Source organism: Chryseobacterium sp. UF-290, from assembly GCF_058245615.1.
Genome location: NZ_JBSICB010000005.1, coordinates 297,319 through 319,111 on the forward strand (window position 1 = coordinate 297,319; position 21,793 = coordinate 319,111).

Here is a 21,793-nt window from a genome sequence, read left to right on the forward strand (position 1 = left end):
TAAAAAAGTAAAAAATTATTTCCGAAGGTTTCTGAGTTTTGAGTACCCAAAATTTTTCAGAAATAACTTTTCAACTTATAAAGTTTGTGAGATACTACTGTTTAAGATTCAGCCAGATGGATTTTCATTATTTTTGAAATACCTTTTTATGAGTTCCATCTTCATATTCGAGAATGATTATCTGATTCTTGGTATCAGGAGATATTTTCTGCCCTACCATATCATATGCATTCTTTATTTTTTTGTTTTTGCTGTTTCCCAAATTCTCATGTGTTGATAATGTTGACATAGAAGTAGTGGCTACCATGTCGCCTAAAAAATATGGAGGTCCCCAAAAAAGATGAGTTAAACTTTCAGCAAATGTACTGATATTGAATTTTAGCAATTTGATTTCATTTTGTGAAATTATGGTACCTACAAGTTCATTGGTAGCTCCAAGAAAACACAAATTACGGATTCCCTCATCAATTTCTGTAAAGGTATTTGAAAGTACATTGGAACTGACCAGATCACCAGTGGATAATTGATAAGATTCTATAGTAAACACAATATTTCCTGAAACCATACTCTGTTTCGTAACATATAATTTCTGGTTGACCGACACAATACTGTCATAAGTTCCTGAAGGCAAATTGAATGACGTTTCAGTCCCTGTTACGATATTATATTTAACAATTTTATTATTGACCAAAAGGACAAGCTCACTAGTTTCCTGGCAAAAAACAAAATCGGAAGCCCCATTAAGGGAAGGAGTTGTATAAAAATATTCAGAAATAAGATTTCCTGTTACTTTATCAAATTCACATACAGAAACAATATTGGACGAATTTTCCTTGATGGCGAATAATCTTTCATCAGCAATTGCAATATTTACATACACCCCACTGCTATTGGCTGGCCAGGGAAGTTGTAATGTAGAAAACATATCAGTCCCAACATTATACTTCCCCAATACATTCACCCCTGAATTAAGGGTAAAAATCGTATTAGAAAGAGGATCGAATGACGCACTGCCAATATTTGAGCTACCATTACTGAACAAATATGTTGATGACATTTGTGCTCCGCTGCTATTATCCAGTTTATTCATATAATCGTAGATGACATTATTAGAATAACTTGACATTGTACAATATAAGTTCTGCGCACCAATGTTAGTGCAATACAATAAAGATAATAAAATTAATTTTTTCATTTGTGTTTATATTTTTTTTACAATAATTTTTATAGGTCCTTCAATTTTTCTTTTAACATTTTTGGGGTTACATCTGCAAAAATGCAAAAAAACAAGTATGAATTAAAATATTTTACGTTTGTTTTTCAAAATTCACCTAACAAAGTATCCAAAGTAAAAACCTTGGAAAGTAAATATATACTAAAAAAACTATTGGAAGCCATCAAGAATTATAAATAAAAAGCGCCTCAGATTTTCTGAGGCGCTTTAGGTTAATTAAAGGTTGTCATTTAATCTAAGTGCTTAGGAGTATATCCGTCCTCACTTAGTTCTCTGTGTACATAGTCCGCTTTCATTTCAGCTTCATAGTCTACTTTATTATCTTTCCCCATTCTTCTTAGAATGGAATCAAATAGAGAGTACACTACCGGTACGATGATCAATGTAAGGAATAGAGACGATGTTAAACCACCGATAACTACCCATGCAAGACCTTTGTTCATTTCCGCTCCTGCTCCACTTGCCAATGCGATCGGTAACATACCGAAGATCATCGCAATTGTTGTCATCAGGATCGGACGAAGACGTGCGTGATTAGCTTGAATCAATGCATCGTGAGTGTTTGCCCCTGCTGCTTTTCTTGCATTCGTAAAGTCAACGATAAGGATCGCATTCTTCGCTACAAGACCAATCAACATGATCATACCCAGCATCGTGAAGATGTTCAATGAATTTGCTGTTAAGGCAAGGATCACCATTACCCCGATCATCGCCAATGGAATGGAGAACAATACCACAAACGGATAAACGAAACTGTCATACAACGAAACCATTACCAGATATACCAATACAATAGCCGCTAATAACGCAATTCCTAACGTACCGAAACCTTCTTGCTGGTTTTCCATATCACCACTCCAGATGTAATCTACACCTACAGGTTTCTTCTCGCTATTCATAAACTGGTTTGCCCACTCATTCGCTACGTCACCTACCGGTCTACCTACTGCTTTCGCTCTTACTTTTACGGAAGGGGATTTATCTCTACGCTCAAGTAAACTAGGTCCTGAACCCATTTTCACATCCGCAAACTGACTTAGACGAACCTGCTGCCCCTGAGGGTTTGTAAACATAAGGTTCTTCACATCATCAATAGATTGTCTGTTGACATCTCCAAAACGGATATTGATATCATATTCATATTCTCCGGCTCTGAATTTTCCATCTGTATTACCGTTAAATGCTGTCTGCATTGTCTGTCCTACACTTGAAAGATTCAAGCCTAAAGAAGCCATTTTATCTCTGTCGATCGTCACCTGTACTTCCGGGTTACCGGAATCGGTTGATAATTCAGCATCTACTGCTCCGGGAACCTTTTTCAATAATTCCAGGATTCTTGTTGCTTCTTTTACCGCGGTAGCGTTATCAGGAGCAGTCACTACCATTTCGATCGGAGCATTTTCCGCACCCATGATACCGATTGGAGCTGTTTTAAATTCAACACCTGTGAATTTCTCCTCTAATGCTCTTTTTACTTTTGCCGCTTTGATGTTGGTGCTTTCAGAACGTTCAGACTTATCCGTTAAATTTACCTGAACTTCAGACTGGTATGTCGTTGCCTGAGCTCCTCCAAAACCTGTTGACTGCTGTCCAACCGTTGTAATAAGGTCTACAACATCTTTATCATTTCTTAAAAACTTCTCAACGTCTAATGTCAGTTGGTTTGTTTTTTCAACAGTGGCATCTTTTGACAGCTCCATCTGTACTAAGAACTGACCACGGTCAATCGGCGGGAAGAACTCTCCTCCAATGAAACCGAATGCCACCAGCATGAATGAACTGATCAAAACGATGAACGTAATGACCACTGTTGAAACTCTTCTCAATGTCGTTTTCAGACACCATTCAAGAATTCCTGTGATCCAGTGTGTAAATCTATCAATTAGGCCTTCGAACCAAAGGATAAATTTCTCAAACCAGTTTTTACCTGTTAAATGCTCCAGTTTACCAAATCTTGATGATAACCAAGGGATGATGGTAAATGAGGCCAGCAATGATAATAAGGTCGCGATAACTACCGTGACACAGAACTGAGCCAAAATGTTCGCTACAAGACCCGAACTCATCGCAATCGGTAAGAATACCACCACAATTACCAACGTAATCGCAGCAACCGTAAACCCGATTTCTGAAGCTCCGTCATAAGCCGCTCTGATCTTGCTTTTCCCCATCTCCATGTGACGGTAAATGTTTTCCAGTACAACGATCGCATCATCCACCAGAATACCTACCACCAGCGACAGGCCTAGTAAACTCATAAGATTCAGAGTATACCCCATCAGGTTCATACCAATGAATGCTGCTACCAATGAAGCCGGGATAGAAACCATTACGATAAACGCGTTTCTGATACTGTGAAGGAATAATAACATCACAATAGCCACGAGAATAATCGCTAAGAATAAGTCAAAAATAACGTGGTTGGCTGATTCAAGGGTAAATTCTGTGGTATCATTTACAATTTTTACTTTTACACCCTGAACTTTATAAGCTTCTTCTACTGTTGCAATTGTTTTCTGAACACTTTCAGATACCGCTACAGCGTTCGCATCAGATTGCTTTTTAACCTGCATCAGGATCGTTGGGAACTGATTGAATCTCGCTACTTTTTCAACATCTTTCTGAGAGTCAAAAACGGTCGCGATATCAGATAAACGTACCTGAGCTCCATTTCTATTGGAAACGACAAGATTGTTCATTTCCTCTATTGATTTATATTTTCCTGATAATCTGATGGTAGATTTTGCCGTTCTGGTCTTCAGGCTACCAGTAGGGAAGTCAAGATTCGAGGAAAGAATTGCCTGTTGTACATCACCTATTGAAAGTCCGTACCCCTGCAGCTTTTTCTCATCCAGATTCACCTGGATCTCTCTTTCCTGTCCACCTACAAGATCAACCTGTGCCACACCGTTTACACGGGAGAAAATAGGCTCGATCTTTTTATCCAATAAGTCATAAAGGTCCTTACTGTTCAGCTTATCAGACGAAATACTCATCGTGATAATGGGCAAATCATCCAAAGAGAATTTATTCAGTGACGGTGCCTTTACATCATCCGGAAGGTCTGCCAGGATAGCGTTTACCTTTCTCTGAGCATCATTCAAAGCATAGTCCACATCGGCTCCGTCGTTCAGCTGAACCATGATTACCGATAAGCTTTCGTATGAAGAAGATTCTACTTTTTTTACGTTTTCCAAAGAACCTACGGCATCCTCGATCTTCCGGGTCACGGAAGTTTCCACCTCTGCCGGTGAAGCTCCCGGATATACCGTAGAAATAGTTACCATATTGGTTTCAAACTTCGGAATCAATTCGTATCCCATGAGCGTATAACTCAGGATACCTCCCAACGTCAGAATTGTAAATAATACAATTACCAGCGATGGTCTTTTAATCGATATTTCTGCTAACTTCATAAATCTTCTACTTTATAATGTTCACTTTAGATCCGTTGTCCAGATTGATCTGTCCGCTGGTTACTACCTGCTCTCCTCCATTCAATCCGCTTAATACCTGAACTTTATCTCCGTAAACTTTTCCAATGGTTACTTTGATCAATTTGGCAACACCGTTCTGAACAACAAATAATTGTCCTGAACTTACCCCGTTTACAAACGCTTCCGCAGGAACTGTCAGCATATTCTGAGTTTCCGCACCATTATTTGTACTGAATTTAGCAGTGGCGTACATCCCTGCTTTTAAGTTTCCTCTGTTCTGAACTTCTATCTCAACAGGGAAATTCAAAGAGGCATCACTCTTAGGAGCAATAAATGTAATTCTACCTACGAAAGAGTCTTCCGGTAAAACATTCACTTTAATAGGAACTTCCTGACCTAACTGAATTTTTCCGATCTGGCTTTCATCTACTAATACTGAAAGCTTCAGGCTGTTGATATTGACGATTTCAAAAAGTGCCGTTCCCGGAGAAACCACTGTTCCCGGCTCAACCATCTTTTTGTTGATCGTTCCGCTGATCCCTGCACGGATGCTTGTATCATTTACTTTAACGCCCTGAGCTTTAACAGCTGCCTGAGCATTTTTAAGCTGAAGTCTTGAATTGTCCAATTGTTGCTTGGTAACTCCTCCTGTTTTGTATGCGTTTTCGTAACGTTGGTTATCAATGATAGCATTCTGTAAGTTATTCTGAGCCTGCGTAACGTCAACTTCGATAGCGTCTCTTTTGATGGTTGCCAAAATCTGCCCTGCCCCAACTCTTGAACCTTCTTTTACCAAAACATTTACAATACGTCCTGAGATTTCAGCAGACTGATTCATCTCCTGCTTAGGAATGAAAGTTCCGTTGGCCAGGTAATCGGTATCAATATTTTCTCTTGTAACGGTTACAATATTTACGTTGATCTTATCTACCTGCTTGGCAACCTCCTTTACTTCCTGAGTCTGTTTTTCTTTGTTACCGGCAATCTTGTAAGCGGCTAAACCTACGAGTATAGCAGCTACGATGATATATATTAAAGTTTTTTTCATTTTAGTTTATTATAAGTTTTGTAGTGTGTTTAGTTCGCCCTTCGCTTTTATCAGCTTGATCTCTGCCTGTTTGTAATCCAACAATGCATTAGAATAATTCTGTTTTGCCTGTGTTAAAGCATTTTCAGAATCCAGCACTTCCGTAAGCGTTGCTAATCCATACTGATAGTTTGACTGGGTATTTTTCTGAACTCTTTCCGCAAGGTCAACATTATCTTTCATACTCTGGATATTGATAATTGCATTTTCCATATTGGTAATTGCGTTTTTATAATCCAGATCCAGACTCAGCTGTGTCTTTTGAATATCCTGATCTATATCCTGAATATCAATTTCTGCCTGCTGAATTCTAGCTTTTGTAGCTCCACCTGTGAAAATAGGAATATTCACATTCAATCCAATGGCTGAATAGTCACTCCAGAGTACACCATTATTAAGTCCGTTGGTTAAAGGAAATTTTTTCCCCATACCTGCCCAACCGTAGCTTGCCGTAAGGTTAACGGTAGGATAAAGATAGGCTTCCGTAGCTTTTTTGTTAAACTGAAGAAGTTCTCTGTTTTTATTCAGAACTCTGATCTCTGTACGGTTATCAAGATTTACATTACTTGCTATCAATTCCGGTTTTGGCTCAATCGTTTTTTCTTCAAGCTCGATATCTGTCGCGATAGGAACTCCCATATAAAACTTCAATGCATTTTTTGAAAGCTCAACAGAGTTGATTAGCTGCTGCTTGTTTGAACCGATATTAGTAAGCTGTACATTGGTACGATCCAAATCTATTGATTTTGCAAGACCATTATCCACCAGGCTTTTAATCACATTCCTTACTTTTTCAGTATTGGCATAGCTGGCCGTTACTGTTTTAAGGTTTTCCTCCTGTACAAACACCTGATAATAAGCTGTTGCTACATTTTCAATGATCTGTTCATTCGTCAATTCAGCATTCAGTATGTAAAATTCTCTGGTAGATTTTGCGGCTTTAAGTCCTGTAAAAACTCTTTGGTCAAACAGAGCCTGCTGAAGCTGAACAACGGCACTTGAACTCCAAGGTTGTCCTAGCTGGGCTTTGATTCTTTCGCCTCCAAATTCCAATAAAGATTCCTGAATAACTGGATTGTATGTAAGTCCGGCAGTAGCACTGATCTGAGGAAGGGCACCGGCTCTTGCTTCATCAATCTTATATTCGGCTTTTTTTACCTGTAAAGCAGCCTTCTTGGCTTCTGCTTTATTCTGAAGTGCCTGTTTGATCGCTTCCTGCAGAGAAACCTGCTGCTGGGCAGACACTGATGAAAAGCCGAAAATCATAAATGCTGCAGCTATCCCAATTTTTAGCTTTTTAGCAGTTATACGTTTTCTTTTCATAATTTTATACTTCGTTTATTTTTTTATTTAGCTTTAGTCATTATTTATTTCTAACTGACGAATCACTCTAAGAAATACTTTAGTTTTTTTTAATTTTTAAATAACATATTGATAATGATCTCCTTTCTTTCCGAAATAATCTTATCATATTCTTCATCGCTGATCAGCAGATTCTCCATAAACAAAGGTCTGATGGCACTCGGAAAAACCAGCAGTGAAACCATGTTCAGAATAAACTGAACCGGAGCCATTTTTTCAATATTTCCCAATTGCATTTCTTTTTCGATATCTTTGTAGAGATCTTTAAGAACGTCTTCTTCAATTTCCCTCTGCTGGCAGGTTCCTTTATTGATCTGTGAGACAATATAAGTTTCCAGGTAAGGATACTGAAGGCTTGTAGAAAGGCTGCTTTCTATGAATTTACTGATCTTCTCCTTGAAAGGGAGATCAGAGTTCTGAATGATCTTTGATTTTTCCTGCTCTACCCTTTGAGCTTCATCGAAGATGATCTGGATGAGCTTATCTCTTGAACGGAAATAGTAATTAATAAGCGTTCTGTTCACTCCTGCTTCATCTGCGATCTCCTGCGTAGTAGCATCAAATTTTCCTTTCACAAAGAACAAATTCTTCGCTGTTTCCTTGATCAATTCCTGTGTTTGGTCTTTTTTTGCTTGATTTGACATTTTTGTTAAACAAATTTGTGCAAATTTATAGCAAAAAATATTTTTGACAAAATTGTTAAACAAAAATATTAAACAGAAATATTATGATATGCATCATGTTTTGAGATAATTTTTTGAATCATTACAATTAAAAGTAACTGCTTAAACTAAAGCAAAAGCCTGGTTTAGCCCTGTGAAAAAATGATGTTGTTTTTGATCCGGGAATATAAAAAAGTAGCTCCAGTATTAACTGAAGCTACACAAAATCGTTTAGTGAATAAATTTTTAAATATTTACAAAAGTACTTTTTATAAAACAGTACCTCTTTTTTATAATAATTTGATCTTATCTTCAAAAATGTCGATGATCTTATCTTTATAAAGTCCTCCGATCGCCTTCTTGAAGTTTTTCTTGCTCATTTGAAGCTCATCTTTGATCTCCTCGGGAGAAGACTTATCCGATACATACAGAAGTCCGTAATTCTCTTCCAGCTTATCTAATATTTTTTGTTTGAATTCATCTATATTTTCAAAACCTTCCGGTTGTAAAGAGACATCTATTTTACCGTCTTCCCGGATCGTTTTGATATATCCTTTTTCTTCTGATAACGGATAGAGTTTTTTGAAAACATCAGAAGTGTATATCAAACCAATATACTGCTTATTGATCACCACGTTCCAGCCCAGTTCGCTTTCATTCATCATGATCAGGTCTACTTTATCACCTTTCTTGAGCGGAAGATCCTGATATTGCGGATTTCTCTTGAACTTTGTAGTTCCCGTGATCAGCTCCATGTCCTCATCTACATAGATATAGACCAGGTATCTTTTACCTTCTACAATTTTAGTTTTCTGCTGCTTATAAGGAATAAATAAGTCTTTAATAATCCCCCAATCCATAAAAGCCCCGCTTGGAAGGCTTTGTACACAGCTCATTACGGCAAATTCACCTACTTCTGCCAACGGAATTTCAGTGGTTGCCTTCAATTTATCGTCATCCTGATACACAAAAACCTCAATCTCTTCGCCTGTTTCTTTTTCTTCCTGAATGAAAATTTTAGGCAGAAAAGCTTTCTCACCGGATTCGTCTACGAGGATCCATCCTGAATTGATTTTTTCTGAAATTTGTAAAGTCTGAGTTTTTCCGAGTTGCATTGATGATAAAATTAGCTTACAAAGGTACGGAAATTTGAAGATTTTAAATTGTTCAATGTCTTTAAGAATTATTTTATTTTTCAATAAGCCATTAAACCAGTACATTTGAATAAAGTATTTTACCTATGAAAAAGTATTTTATTCTTGTATTTTTTCTTTTAAATCTGGTTTCCAATGCACAACTATTAGATAAAACAGCAATTAATGTTGCTTACCGCTATACTGGAAGAAACGTTCTGCAGGTTGGTCTGGAATTCAGATTGGGAGAAACGAATGATAAATCTGTAATTCTTGGTCCCTCTGTTCTTTATGCGAGAATCAACCAGAAGGATAAATTTATTCCGGAGGCCAATATTAATTTTATTCATAATGGAGCGCTGTTTGGTATATCTGGAAATCAATATTCGCTGGAGCCGAGAATCGGTATTTCATTATTCAATACTATCTTTCTCAATACCGGATATGCTTTTCCAATCCAGAGAGAAAAATATTTTAAAGGGATAACTTTCGGAATACAGATCAATATTGCACCCAATGGCTCAAAATTTTATGACAGGATGAAAATGATGTGATGAAAAGCAGAGACTGCTTTACAACTGAATTCAGTTGTATTGGAGAAAAGCCATCTATTTACCATAAAGAGACCGGCTCGAAATGAGCCGGTCTCTGTAAAAAATATTGTAAGTTCAGTTCCCATTAAGCCTATCAGAAGTTTATGCTTCGTGTATAGCAAGATTCGCCTGATCCCAATTACTTTTGTTCCCAGAATTATAGCTCCTACTTAATGCTACCCACTGACTGGTTGTATAATCGAGAATGATTTCCTGTTCCCTGTTCCTAAATTGACAGAAACAGATTGATCATTCAGGATTCTTATTTCATTTTTATTTTTCATAGATTTTAGAACCTCTGGTACTAACAGGAACTTAGCTTACTTTATTCTTTATTCTTTAATAACTTTTTTAGAAACAACCTCTTTACCTGTTTTTACTTCAATGATGTATATTCCTTTAGTATAAGCAGACAGGTCTACCTGCTCCTGATCATTATTAATAGTTCCGCTTTGCAGCTTCTTCCCCGTAAAGTCATACACATTAAATACGGATTTAGCAGGCGCTTTTACTATTTTTACAAAGTCTTTAGTGATTGCCGGAACAACGGCTAAATTACTATTTAAGCTTTTTGCTTCCTTCGTTCCCAGAAAATCATTATAACCGGTTATTAAAATTGAATATTTCTGAGGAGCAGGGGCTCCGGTATCGTTCACCAAAGTTCCTTTGTTGCTGACTTCAATTCTATAAGTTCTGCCGGCTGCAGGAGTATTAATGACTACCTGTTCAACATTATCTACTGTATTATCACCTTTTGTAGCCGGGGTAAGCGGGCTACCGGCATTAAGTTTCCATGGCATATAAACAGTATTGTCTTCATTATCTATAATTCTCAAATCCAGGTCATTGATCAATTTGGAACTTCTGTTATTATAAGCCTCTGAATCTGTAGCTGGCATATTTGTATAGGCAGGATCGATCCATGAGATCGTAACTTTTAAAGGCTCACTTCCTGATGCTGTTACCGTTTTTGTATAAGGAGTTCCATTAGTCAGTGTCTCATCATTAAATATAACGGTATTATTAGATTTGCCTACAAGCAGCTCAGCTCCTTTTTTCGCATCAATTAATCCCCATCCGTACCATGGATCAGGTCCGATGTTACCTGCTTCAAGAGCGGAATGAATCATGAGCGTTTTCGCAGAAGCGGCATTGAATTCCGCTCCATTAAAAAGCTGCTTGCTGATCTGTGTCCACAGCCCTATAATTCCGGTAACAATAGGGGCAGAATAAGACGTTCCGCTTCCGTATTCATACGATTGTTGATTGCCATTTCTTACACTTGCCGATACAACATCAGTTCCTGTGGCAGTAATATCCGGCTTAATGCCTCCATCATCTCTTGGCCCGGCGCTGCTATAGCTGGAATGTACCACATCTGCCGCCACCACATATCTTCCATCATTGGCAGTAATGATATCGTTTGATCCTACAACAATAATATTTTTCGCTAAAGATCCGGTACCTATGCAGTCATAACCATTAGAACAGTTTTTTGGAGGAAGGATATCTGTGGCTGCGAAAAATAACCATGGAGAGTTTGCAGCTCCTACCGGCAAGTTTTCATCGAAATTAGGATTAGGATACAATTTATAATCATTTGCCCCTGGTTCATCACCAAAAGAATTTCCGGAAGACTTAACAATGATATAAGAAGGGTTAGTATACACGATCTTATCATAGTCTCGATCGTTATCCAGATAAGTACCCTCTAAAGTTCTTGATGTCCCTGGGCTTATAAAATCCCCTTTCCAGTACCATGCTCCATTTTGGGGATTCTGCTCCCAGCCCATAGTAATTCCATAAGAATGATTGGAGATTTTAGGCTGCGACGCCACTATTTTTTGAAAAAGGGTATTTGGGGTAGAATTTCCGGGTAATGTAGTCTCATTAAATGAATAGGAATCCATTGTAGAATTTTTAGCGACCCCCTGAAGGTTAAGGTTATTAAACTGAGCTACAACAACCCCTGTATTAGTACTCCACGATCCGCTGAAATTGTAGGGTTTGGCTCCTATAAAGCCGGCAACAGCTGTTGAATGAAAATGATAGGCCACACTGTCCGCATTTTCCTTATTGATAATCCGGTTAGGCAGGTTATCGAACAGCTGATGTGTTTCCAGCACTCTGCCTCCATCAAAAATAGTATATTTTATATTTTCTCCGTTGAATGAGCCCGATAATCCATTTATCTGCCCGTTCTGCAGATAATCTGCATTGGAATTTTTAGGTTGTCTGGAATCATGGGAACTGTAAAAAAGCGGCATCCCGGATGGTGTAAAACCTGCCAGGCTACTTCTTTCTCTCATAAAACCCGATAAAATATTTTGTAAGGGTTCGGAGCTTTTATCAATCGCCTTTTGTTTTCCTGCATAAGCTTCATATCTTTTGTGGTTTGCCTGTCTCTGGCTTTCAAATTCTCTCAATAATACTTCATTGGTCTTCTGAGCACTGACCAATGAGATGATCAAAGTGCTGATCGGGATAAAAATTTTATTCATATTACTCTATAATGTTATAATGTATTTTTCGCTTCACAGATATTTTTTATATCTGCTTTAGAAATACCAGACGTAGCCGCATTTACAGCAAGTTTTTGAAATGGGCTACCCCTGATGTTTTTGGATAGAACCTACTTTATATTTCCATTTATATCTGCAGGATATTTTATTTACAAATCCCTACCTGATCTAATTCATTTTTTGTTATCGAGCAAAAAAAGTATCCAAGTAATTCTTATTTAACGCTATATTGAATGTGTTTTTTTAGATTTCGTTAAATAATATTACCCGTTAAATCAAGACAGATTCATCATTCTGATGATATTATGCTTAATTTAAAATCTTTATTTTCCTTTTAAAATTAAATTTCAATACAGATATACTGATCCTGATGACAATGTTTTGAAATATTACATTCAAGACCTATTCATATCAACCGTATTATGTAAACAGGTTTTCCTTTTACTATACTCCTGATCATCCATGGTTATCAAAGTCTTTGGTTCTTAAAAGAGAGTGATTACAAAACAGATATAAAATAAGATTACATCCGGAAATAAAAACCCAACACTATTGGTTCTGATTATTCAAACATGAATTCTGATGTGATTCACAAATATTCATCATACTTTGAATTAATATTAACACAAATATAGAATGGAAGAGTGCATTAAAAGTGTAGAACGATGTTCAAAAAATACATCTAAAAGCTCATTCTTTTCTGATTCTGTTTTGGGGTGACTCCATATCTGGCTTTATACGCCTGGATGAAACTGGATAGGTTTTCATATCCTACATCAAAATAAATTTCTGATGCATTCTTTCTTTCCTGGTTCAACAAAAAGTAGGCATGTTCCAGTCTTTTATTCAGAAACCATTTAATGGGTGGTTCTGAATAGTGCTTTTCAAATTCTCTTTTGAAAGTAGAGACACTCATTCCGCATAAAAAAGCGAGCTCATTCAGTGTCAATTTATTGAGCTTATTGTTTTCAACGGTCTGAATAAACTTCCGGGAGGCATTGCTTGTGTTGCAGATCAATAATGAAAGGAAACCTGTACCATACAATCCTATAATGTAATGCATAATCTCTTCAAATTTCAGCTCAAGCATTTTCTGCCGTATTGTTTCAGGAAGATTTGAAATATCTCTTAAGCTGTTCATAAAATGTTTAATAAACACATCATCACGGAATGAAAAAGCAGCATCAAATTTCGCAGGCTCATTTATTTCCAACTTGTGTTTTCTGATAAATCCCAACAACAGATCATTGGAAAAAAACATAACGACACTTTTGTGCTTATTTATATCCGACAGCTTCTCTGTCATCAGGCAATTCCCTAGTTTCATCATGATGGATCCGGAATTGTTGATAGAAATCGTTGAATTACTAAAAAAAACCTTTTTCGAACCCTTTACCAGAAAAGTGATGGCATGTTTATTCAGAACGCTGTGCTGCTTAGAAATTTTTTTATAATTATCATAATCAAAAATCTCTATACAATCTGAATCACTGCTATTGAATTTGTCTGAGTAATTTATTGCTTCCATTATATAAACAGCGGACATTAAAATTTCTGTTAGGCCTATAGAAATACTTACAATATATATGCGGCCTAAACAAATATTGATTAATATCAAATTTACGTGCAAATTATTTCGTTAGTCTAATACTTTTCTTACAATACATTATACTTTTTTAACATAAAACACTACAAACCAATACATTAAATCAAGCATAAAAGTTAAAAAAATATCAGAAAAAACATTAAATAGAAAAAATAAAAATCACTTTAAAGAACAATAGGTTTATTATATTAATTAATAATGTAGTATAATGCGAAAAACATAAAAAAAGCGTTTTTTTATAATCTGTATACAGGCAAAGAAAAAGAGAGACCGTTTTGTGTGGTCTCTCTTTATTGTATTAATAAGTATATCTTCAATCAGATATTACATATGAATAGGTCTCTTCGCCGTAGCATCCAATGCAGCTTCTTTGATCGCTTCCGCATAGGTTGGGTGAGCGTGAGAACTTCTTGCAATATCTTCAGCACTTGCACGGAATTCCATGGCAATCACTCCTTCTGCAATAAGGTCAGCAGCTCTGGCTCCTACGATGTGCATTCCTAAAACCTCATCAGTCTTTTCGTCTGCAATGATCTTAACAAGACCGTCAGTATCGCCACTTGCACGGCTTCTCCCTAATGCTCTCATTGGGAAAGAACCTACTTTATAAGCGACTCCTTCTTCTTTCAGCTGCTCTTCAGTTTTACCTACTCCGGCCACTTCAGGCCATGTATAAACAACACCAGGAATTAAGTTATAGTTGATATGCGGTTTTTGCCCTGCCAATGTTTCAGCAACGAAAACGCCTTCCTCTTCAGCCTTGTGAGCAAGCATCGCCCCTTTGATCACGTCTCCGATCGCATAGATATTGGCAACATTGGTCTGAAGATGGTCGTTTACTTTTACTCTTCCTCGTTCATCAAGTTCCACTCCTGCTTTTTCAAGAGCAAGACCGTCTGTATAAGGTCTTCTTCCTACAGAAACCAAACAGTAATCTCCTTCTACTACTACCTCTTCTCCTTTTTTATCTTTAGCGGTGATCTTTACAGTATCTCCGTTCCTTTCTACAGCAGAAACCGCTGTTGAAAGCATAAATTTCATTCCTTGTTTTTTAAGAACCTTAGTCAATTCTTTACTTAAGGCGCCATCCATTCCAGGGATGATCTTATCCATAAATTCAACTACAGTTACCTGAGCTCCTAATCTTAAGTATACAGAACCTAATTCAAGACCGATAACTCCTCCTCCGATTACAACCAGATGCTTAGGAATTTCTTTAAGGTTTAAAGCTTCTGTAGAAGTGATCACTCTTTCTTTATCTAAAGAGATGAAAGGCAAAGTAGATGGCTTAGAACCTGTTGCAATGATTGTATATTTGGATTCTATAGTTTCAGAAGAACCGTCATTTTTAGTGATCTTGATCTGGGTAGCAGATTCAAAGCTTCCCAATCCTTCAAAAACAGTGATTTTGTTTTTGTCCATCAAAAAGTTGATCCCTTTAGTGGTCTGATCTACAACTTCGTTTTTACGTTCGATCATTCTGGCAATATCAGCTTGCGGTTCATTGATGATAATTCCATGACCTGCAAAATTGTGTTTTGCATTTTCGAAATGCTCAGAGCTGTCAAGAAGCGCTTTTGACGGAATACATCCAACGTTAAGACAAGTTCCGCCTAAAGTTGAATATTTTTCAATAATTGCTGTTTTGAAACCTAACTGTGCTGCACGGATCGCAGCTACATAACCACCAGGACCGGAACCTATTACGGTAACATCGAATTGACTCATGTTATTGTATGAATTTGTTTATTATTATCTATCTTAATTCTCACAAATTTACATATAAATTACCAAGCACCAAAGTGAGTTTTATCAATTTTAAAATCAAAAAATTTTAAATACACGAAAGCTGCTATAAATCTACTCTTGCCTGCCCGCTTCCTATAGTTCCGGAACTTTCGAAATAAGAACCTCCAAAGATATACCAATCGAGACGCTCAATATACTGAATGGCATTTTCCGGAGTGATTTCCAGAAGATCTTCTTCTGAAACAATCCCTCTATACCATCTTCCTGATTTAGAGAATGATTCATATTCTACGAAATAATGTAACCATTTTTGTCCGCATCCTGTACATTCTTCTATGCTGACTTCTCCATATCTGCCATTAGTCATATCTATTCCCAACCTTGTTTTTGTAAAACCCTGATAATAAAAAGGGGGGGTATTGCAGGTACATCCTATTCTGTCAATCATATTCATATTAACTTAATCTTATTATATAAAAATAACCTGAATTCGGGATAAGGCACTTTGTTTGAAAATAAGATTTGGAAGCTGGAGGCTGGAAGAAGGAAGTTATTGAGGTTTGAAAACAGCTGAAGATCAATTTCATTCTTGTTTTAAGAAGTACTTCATCAAGTTTTATGATAACTATCAGAAATTATTTGTCCAATATTAACTTCCAGCTTCCCTCTTCCAGCTTCCTGACTTAAACCTTTGTTTCTTATCCCGAACTCAGGTTAAAAATAATAAAAAACATCTGATTCTGATCTATGAAATGATGATGATTTTATGACATTACTTTCTTTATCCGGAGATAAATTTTAATATTAAAAAAGATCATGACCAGCGTCATAAACAGAGAGGGAAGAATCTGACTGTAAGGTTTAAAATCCGGCAAAATAGTGCCTATAAAAGCAGACAGAAGCGCTCCCATCGCACTTATCATTTTACTGGAATGCTCATAGCGCCACAAATTACCATACCGGGATACCGGAATAACATAACGAAAAACATCATAGGAAACTACTATGAGCAAATATCCTACTCCTGAATAAATAACCACCGGATTCCAATAAAAGCCAATGAATTTAAGATAATATATAAATACCAATGCTATTGTCAAGGCTGCCAGCATAGCTAACAGATCTTTCATGTAAAAACGGTTTGACTTTTCCTTTAAAATTCTGAAGCCGGAATAGGTATTGTAAGCCGCCAGAACCGTAATCAGGAGAAGGAACAGGTTCCTCTTAAATACAATCACTCCGAAAGCGCCTGTCACGACAACAATGGTCATACAATATATAAAAAAGTACCCTAATTTTCTGTGCAGAGATGTTCCTTTTGTTTTTAACAGGATCAGAAATCCGACAATAAGTGCAAGGGTTCCACTGATGACATGCACAATAATGTTACTTAAATGAAGAGGCATATCCATACTTTTTTGATGGCAAAAATCCCATAAAAGAATGGTCCGATCGTCCTAAATGATCGGTTAGGACTTTTTTTCAGCGGATCCGGACCTTTTATATTCAGAGGGAGTCATTCCGGTTTCTTCCTTAAAAATCTTGTTGAAAGTTGATTTGGAGTTAAAGCCTGACTCAAATGCAATTCCTAAAATGGATAATTTATCAAATTCGGGATTTTTCAGTTTTTTCTTTACCTCCTCTACTCTGTAAGTGTTTACAAATCTGTAAAAGTTCGTATTAAGCCCCTGATTAATAGCCTGTGAAAGATGGTGTGTAGACCTATCCATTAGTAAAGATAATTTCTGCAGACTCAGGTCTTCATTCAAATAAGGCCGGTTGGTTTCCATGAATTCCAATAGCTGATGAGACATTTCCTGTAACCTGCTGTCATTTTGAGCAATTTCTTTTTCCGTATTTTCATTTACCGTTGAACTATTGAGGAATACAGGTTGATTAAAAACAATACTCTGCCGTAAACTAAAGAACACTATACACCATACATATCCGCTCTGTACAGCTGCGACAATTTGAAATATTTCACCCGCAGGAATCACATCAGTTCTCGTTCCTAAGGCAATCATAAAGAAAACACCGGTAAAAAGTATAATCAGGGAAAGTATAATATACTTCAGCCAGTTAAGATTAATTTTTTCGAGCGCCGAATAGTATTCAGGAAGCATTTTCTGATATTTCCTTAAAGCCAGAAAGCATAAAACAATATAAACGACCGGCACCACTGCCATTGGAAATGTCATCAGATCCAAAACACCATTCCGATTTTCTTCAATACAATAAGGAATGCTGTTTTTAAATCCTATCTGACTATAAAAGGCTGAAATACCAATAAAAAGTAAACTGTAAAAAATATAGAACAAAGAATGCCTGATCAAATAGCCTGAACGAAACTCTATATTAAAAGTAATCGAAATTACATACAGATAAAGCATTCCCATACTAAGCACAGGAAGTGCAAAGCCAAAAGACTGAAATTTTTCAGGGAGTAAAAATGGAAATAAATAGTACACCAGGTTTGCGGCACAAACCAACAGCCAAATAATCAGGTAATAATCAGAAGAAACATTTTTCTTTTTGGAAAGCAGCAGGGCAATACACATAAGTGCAACAACAATCCCCGAAAAAGAAAGATTCTCCCATATCATGTCTTATCATTAAGTAATCGTTCTGAATACTGAAATTCCTTCAATCCAGCCTGTAGCTATGGCAGTAACATTAGCGTTCATCTTTTTGATATAGCCGTTCCGTTTCAGTTCTTCAAACTTATTCATATTATTTTGTAAGGTCCAACAGCACTTTCTCATATTTATCCAAAATAATATTTTTTGAAAATCTGGATCTGATGGAATTTCTGATAGCTTCCCTATCATAATTTGCCTGAAGAACATGCATGATCTTTTGTGAAAAATCCTCATAATTTTCAATATTGGAGATTTCACCATTCACATCCTGCTGAATGATCTCATTAATTCCTCCGGGACAGTTATTGGCCAAAGAATAAGTTCCACAAGCTCCGGCCTCTAAAAGCACATTGGGAAAACCTTCATACCTTGAAGAAAGAATGAACAGGTCAGCATATTTCAGAAACTGATAGGGATTTTCCTGTCTGCCATGGAAGATAACATTTTTCAACCCTAAAAACCCCTTCATCTGAAGCAGCACCTCTTTGTCCTTTCCGTCTCCCAGAATGTGAAGCAGGATATTTTCATTTTTAAGCCTTGAAAAAACTTTCAGCAGGTTATCAAATCCTTTTCTGGCAGATAAGTTACCAATAGCCACCACATTTTTATAGTTGTACTTGAAGCATTCCGGCCTGATAGAAACCGCCAGTTTATCATCAATAAAATCGAAATCGACAGGATTGTTGATCTTGACAATTTTCTTTTTCTTGATATTAAAATTATCGACCAGATCTTTCATCATATCATCACTCTGCGCAATAATCCGCTGATAGTTGTTATAAAAATTATAAAAGAACTTGATCTCCCTTCTGGTAACATGCTGAGTAACCACATTGGTTTCTCTGGCAATGAATTTCGTCCTTGGAAAAAGCTTTATAAATAATGATAAGTAAGCATTGACCTCACCAAATCCGGAAAATACAATATCGGGTTTTCTTCTGTAGATTTCCCCTAAAATAGGTTTCAGTGAGTGCCTGATCCTTTCGGTATTGATGTCAATAATTTCTACGTCTTTTTTCAGAAAATCGAGATATCCGCCCTGTTTACGTAACAGCAAAATCTTAGGCTCAAACCGATCTCGGGAAAGATGGTTCGCAATAGTAGTAACAATTCTTTCTGCTCCTCCGGTTTCCAGGTCCGGCAGAATAAATATGACAGATATTTTTTTCATCAGTTAAAGTTACTAAAAAGTTTTATTACGAATCAAATATTCCTTTGTCATTGAGAGCAAAAAATGAAGGTTTTCAAACCTTATTCATAAAGCTATTTCTCCTTTAAAATGGAACTTTCCTGTTGGAAGCACAAAGGCGTAAGGAAGTTTGTCAGCTTAAAGTTTTAAAACGTAATGATTTTATCTTCGATAAACTGGTAACGGACAAGTATATAATTCATAAAAAAGAGCCTTATAAAAAGGCCCCTTCTTTATTTATTTTTAATATATTTTTTAGTTCGCCACGTCGCTGATAAATTTGATTCTCAACATTCTTACCTCTTCATCGGACAATTCATCACCAAATTCATCCAGCAATACCTTCATACTGTCACTTTCAGATTCGTTCATGAATTCCATAAAGCCGTCTACAATATCTTCATCAAAATTGTCTTCAATATAATAATCGATATTGAGCTTTGTTCCCTGGTAAACAATCCTTTCCATTTCTTTCAAAAGTTCATCCATAGAAAGGTTTTTAGCTCTGGCTATATCTTCAAGGTCAATCTTTTTATCAGTGCTCTGGATAATGAAAACCTTGTGGCTCGATTTGTTCGCCACCTGCTTCAATACCATATCCTGAGTACGTTCTATATTGTTATCCTCAACGTATGTTTTGATGTAGTCAGCAAATTCCTTCCCATATTTTTTAGCTTTTCCTTCCCCTACTCCATAAATTTTAGTGATCTCATCCACAGTGATCGGATACTGAACCGTCATATCTTCCAGACTGGGATCCATAAACACTGTATATGGCGGGATTCCATGCTTTTTGGCTACTTTTTTTCTTAGCTCTTTTAAAAGGTTAAATAAATTCTGGTCCAGACCGCCGCCAGCCTGCTGCTGTACCTGATCACTGTCTGCTTTGGCCTGCGTAAGATCAAATTCTCTGTCTTCTGCTATTAAAAACAAATCTTGAGATTCACCACTCAGAACACTTTTACCCTTCTCCGTAATCTTCAAAACGCCATACGTTTCAATATCTTTCTGTAAAAAATTCTGAACGGTTGCCTGTCTCAGGATCGTTTTCCAGTAATTATCTTTTTCTTCCTTCCCAAATCCGAAATGAGCGCTTTGCTCAAGCTTATAAGATTTCGTTACCGCAGTTTCTTTTCCTACAATGACAGAGATCAGGTCCTTAGCCTTGAATTTTTCTCCTGTATCATTGATCAGTTCCAGAGCCTTTTTTAAGTCGGTCGTCGCGTCTTTTAACTTCGGAGGATTGGATGAATTATCACACATCTTCGCCCCGTCTCCGTTCACCGGATCAAAATTTTCTCCAAAATAATATAAGATATACTGCCTTCTGCTCATTGAAGTTTCAGCATAGCCTACGACTTCATTTAAAAGCTGTAAGCCTATCTCTCTTTCAGAAACGGGTTTTTGTGCCAGAAATTTCTCTAATTTCTCAATATCTTTAGGATCGTAGAATGCGAGGCAATGGCCTTCTCCGCCATCTCTTCCTGCCCTTCCCGTCTCCTGGTAGTAACTTTCCAGCGATTTTGGAAAATCATAATGGATCACAAACCGGACGTCCGGCTTATCAATTCCCATCCCAAAGGCAATTGTAGCAACGATCACATCCACTTCCTCCATCAGAAACTTGTCCTGATTGGCCACTCTTACTTTCTGATCAAGACCGGCATGGTAAGGAAGCGCATTGATTCCGTTGACCTGCAAAAGCTGGGCAAATTCTTCAACTTTTCTCCGGCTCAGGCAATATACGATCCCTGATTTTCCTTTATGCTGATTGATAAATTTAACGATTTCCTTGTCTACATTGATCTTCGGACATACTTCATAATATAGATTGGGACGGTTGAAACTCTCTTTGAATACCATGGCATTCGTCATTCCCAAAGTTTTCTGGATATCATCCTGAACTTTAGGCGTTGCAGTTGCCGTTAAAGCGATTACCGGTACGTCAGCGATCTTATCTATGATCTGTTTCAGATTTCTGTATTCCGGTCTGAAATCATGTCCCCATTCAGAAATACAGTGTGCTTCATCAATAGCAAAGAAAGAAATCTTTACTTCTTTCAAAAAGTCCAGATAATCATCTTTGATCAATGATTCAGGAGCTACATACAGAAGCTTGGTCTTGCCGCTTTTAATGTCGTCAAAGACCTGTTTGGTCTGCGTCTTATTCAATGATGAATTCAGTACATGTGCTACCCCATCATCAGATGAAAGGCCATTCACCGCATCTACCTGATTCTTCATCAACGCTATTAAGGGCGAAACGACTATAGCCGTACCTTCCGAAATAAGTGCCGGAAGCTGATAACATAATGATTTTCCACCTCCGGTAGGCATCAATACAAATATATCCTTCCCGTTTAATAGGTTGTCTATGATCTGTTCCTGCTGTCCCTTGAATGTAGAAAATCCAAAATACTTTTTCAATTCGCCTGATAAATTGGCTTTTTTTGCGCTCATCTAATTTTCTATTGCTAAATTTGCATCTAACCCAAAGTTATAAAAATTCTGCTTAAAATAAAAGCGAACGAATTTATAAAAAATAAAATTTATATTAAATATTCTTTTTAAAATATAACG

General features: G+C 36.9%; 15 protein-coding genes. 1 reads left to right on the top strand and 14 read right to left on the bottom strand.

All coding sequences use genetic code 11. From position 1 onward, the window contains the following. Positions 1-127 precede the first annotated feature (127 nt). The 6 genes from AC4IF5_RS08485 to AC4IF5_RS08510 all read right to left on the bottom strand — a co-directional run bounded on the left by AC4IF5_RS08485 (position 128) and on the right by AC4IF5_RS08510 (position 8,897). Entirely contained in the window at positions 128-1,126 is a 999-nt protein-coding gene (locus tag AC4IF5_RS08485) for a hypothetical protein (RefSeq protein WP_490733520.1), read from the bottom strand. Between the two features lie 338 nt (positions 1,127-1,464). Further along, the gene (locus AC4IF5_RS08490; RefSeq protein ID WP_490733522.1) at positions 1,465-4,650 is read right to left on the bottom strand and encodes an efflux RND transporter permease subunit; all 3,186 of its coding nucleotides are present in this window, start codon (positions 4,648-4,650) and stop codon (positions 1,465-1,467) included. Between the two features lie 7 nt (positions 4,651-4,657). Beyond that, entirely contained in the window at positions 4,658-5,719 is a 1,062-nt protein-coding gene (locus AC4IF5_RS08495) for an efflux RND transporter periplasmic adaptor subunit (RefSeq protein ID WP_490733524.1), read from the bottom strand. A gap of 9 nt (positions 5,720-5,728) precedes the next feature. Beyond that, positions 5,729-7,081 (bottom strand): TolC family protein, encoded by a 1,353-nt coding sequence (locus tag AC4IF5_RS08500; protein WP_490733526.1) that lies wholly within the window; start codon positions 7,079-7,081, stop codon positions 5,729-5,731. Between the two features lie 89 nt (positions 7,082-7,170). After that, positions 7,171-7,764: a TetR/AcrR family transcriptional regulator gene (locus AC4IF5_RS08505; RefSeq protein ID WP_490733528.1), complete on the bottom strand. Its 594-nt coding sequence runs from the start codon at positions 7,762-7,764 to the stop codon at positions 7,171-7,173. 308 nt (positions 7,765-8,072) lie between these two features. After that, a complete protein-coding gene (locus AC4IF5_RS08510) occupies positions 8,073-8,897 on the bottom strand; it encodes a CvfB family protein (protein ID WP_490733529.1) in 825 nt (274 codons plus the stop codon). A gap of 125 nt (positions 8,898-9,022) precedes the next feature. On the opposite strand from AC4IF5_RS08510, the gene AC4IF5_RS08515 reads away from it, so the two are divergent. Continuing rightward, complete coding sequence (locus AC4IF5_RS08515; RefSeq protein ID WP_490733530.1) at positions 9,023-9,469, top strand: hypothetical protein; 447 nt, start codon at positions 9,023-9,025, stop codon at positions 9,467-9,469. A gap of 371 nt (positions 9,470-9,840) precedes the next feature. Here AC4IF5_RS08515 and AC4IF5_RS08520 read toward each other — a convergent pair whose 3' ends face one another. The 8 genes from AC4IF5_RS08520 to recQ form a co-directional block, all read right to left on the bottom strand. Continuing rightward, positions 9,841-12,009 (bottom strand): S8 family peptidase, encoded by a 2,169-nt coding sequence (locus AC4IF5_RS08520; RefSeq protein WP_490733532.1) that lies wholly within the window; start codon positions 12,007-12,009, stop codon positions 9,841-9,843. A 703-nt stretch (positions 12,010-12,712) separates the two neighbouring features. Then, positions 12,713-13,507: a helix-turn-helix domain-containing protein gene (locus tag AC4IF5_RS08525; protein ID WP_490733587.1), complete on the bottom strand. Its 795-nt coding sequence runs from the start codon at positions 13,505-13,507 to the stop codon at positions 12,713-12,715. A gap of 453 nt (positions 13,508-13,960) precedes the next feature. Next, positions 13,961-15,364, bottom strand: a complete 1,404-nt coding sequence (gene lpdA / locus AC4IF5_RS08530) for a dihydrolipoyl dehydrogenase (RefSeq protein WP_490733534.1) — start codon at positions 15,362-15,364, stop codon at positions 13,961-13,963. Positions 15,365-15,488: 124 nt separating this feature from the next. Then, positions 15,489-15,839, bottom strand: coding sequence for a hypothetical protein (locus AC4IF5_RS08535; RefSeq protein WP_490733536.1), 351 nt, complete (start codon positions 15,837-15,839; stop codon positions 15,489-15,491). A 310-nt stretch (positions 15,840-16,149) separates the two neighbouring features. Beyond that, positions 16,150-16,791, bottom strand: a complete 642-nt coding sequence (locus AC4IF5_RS08540; RefSeq protein ID WP_490733538.1) for a DUF2306 domain-containing protein — start codon at positions 16,789-16,791, stop codon at positions 16,150-16,152. A gap of 63 nt (positions 16,792-16,854) precedes the next feature. Then, positions 16,855-17,988, bottom strand: coding sequence for a helix-turn-helix domain-containing protein (locus AC4IF5_RS08545; protein WP_490733540.1), 1,134 nt, complete (start codon positions 17,986-17,988; stop codon positions 16,855-16,857). Positions 17,989-18,115: 127 nt separating this feature from the next. Next, a complete protein-coding gene (locus tag AC4IF5_RS08550) occupies positions 18,116-19,195 on the bottom strand; it encodes a glycosyltransferase (protein WP_490733543.1) in 1,080 nt (359 codons plus the stop codon). Between the two features lie 273 nt (positions 19,196-19,468). Further along, positions 19,469-21,673 (bottom strand): DNA helicase RecQ, encoded by a 2,205-nt coding sequence (gene recQ, locus AC4IF5_RS08555; RefSeq protein ID WP_490733545.1) that lies wholly within the window; start codon positions 21,671-21,673, stop codon positions 19,469-19,471. Positions 21,674-21,793 lie beyond the last annotated feature (120 nt).

Bases quoted from the DNA above. Each gene is read 5' to 3' on its own strand.
- AC4IF5_RS08485 (WP_490733520.1), bottom strand. From the start codon at position 1,126: ATGTCAAGTTATTCTAATAATGTCATCTACGATTATATGAATAAACTG.
- AC4IF5_RS08490 (WP_490733522.1), bottom strand. From the start codon at position 4,650: ATGAAGTTAGCAGAAATATCGATTAAAAGACCATCGCTGGTAATTGTA.
- AC4IF5_RS08495 (WP_490733524.1), bottom strand. From the start codon at position 5,719: ATGAAAAAAACTTTAATATATATCATCGTAGCTGCTATACTCGTAGGT.
- AC4IF5_RS08500 (WP_490733526.1), bottom strand. From the start codon at position 7,081: ATGAAAAGAAAACGTATAACTGCTAAAAAGCTAAAAATTGGGATAGCT.
- AC4IF5_RS08505 (WP_490733528.1), bottom strand. From the start codon at position 7,764: ATGTCAAATCAAGCAAAAAAAGACCAAACACAGGAATTGATCAAGGAA.
- AC4IF5_RS08510 (WP_490733529.1), bottom strand. From the start codon at position 8,897: ATGCAACTCGGAAAAACTCAGACTTTACAAATTTCAGAAAAAATCAAT.
- AC4IF5_RS08515 (WP_490733530.1), top strand. From the start codon at position 9,023: ATGAAAAAGTATTTTATTCTTGTATTTTTTCTTTTAAATCTGGTTTCC.
- AC4IF5_RS08520 (WP_490733532.1), bottom strand. From the start codon at position 12,009: ATGAATAAAATTTTTATCCCGATCAGCACTTTGATCATCTCATTGGTC.
- lpdA (WP_490733534.1), bottom strand. From the start codon at position 15,364: ATGAGTCAATTCGATGTTACCGTAATAGGTTCCGGTCCTGGTGGTTAT.
- AC4IF5_RS08535 (WP_490733536.1), bottom strand. From the start codon at position 15,839: ATGAATATGATTGACAGAATAGGATGTACCTGCAATACCCCCCCTTTT.
- AC4IF5_RS08540 (WP_490733538.1), bottom strand. From the start codon at position 16,791: ATGCCTCTTCATTTAAGTAACATTATTGTGCATGTCATCAGTGGAACC.
- AC4IF5_RS08545 (WP_490733540.1), bottom strand. From the start codon at position 17,988: ATGATATGGGAGAATCTTTCTTTTTCGGGGATTGTTGTTGCACTTATG.
- AC4IF5_RS08550 (WP_490733543.1), bottom strand. From the start codon at position 19,195: ATGAAAAAAATATCTGTCATATTTATTCTGCCGGACCTGGAAACCGGA.
- recQ (WP_490733545.1), bottom strand. From the start codon at position 21,673: ATGAGCGCAAAAAAAGCCAATTTATCAGGCGAATTGAAAAAGTATTTT.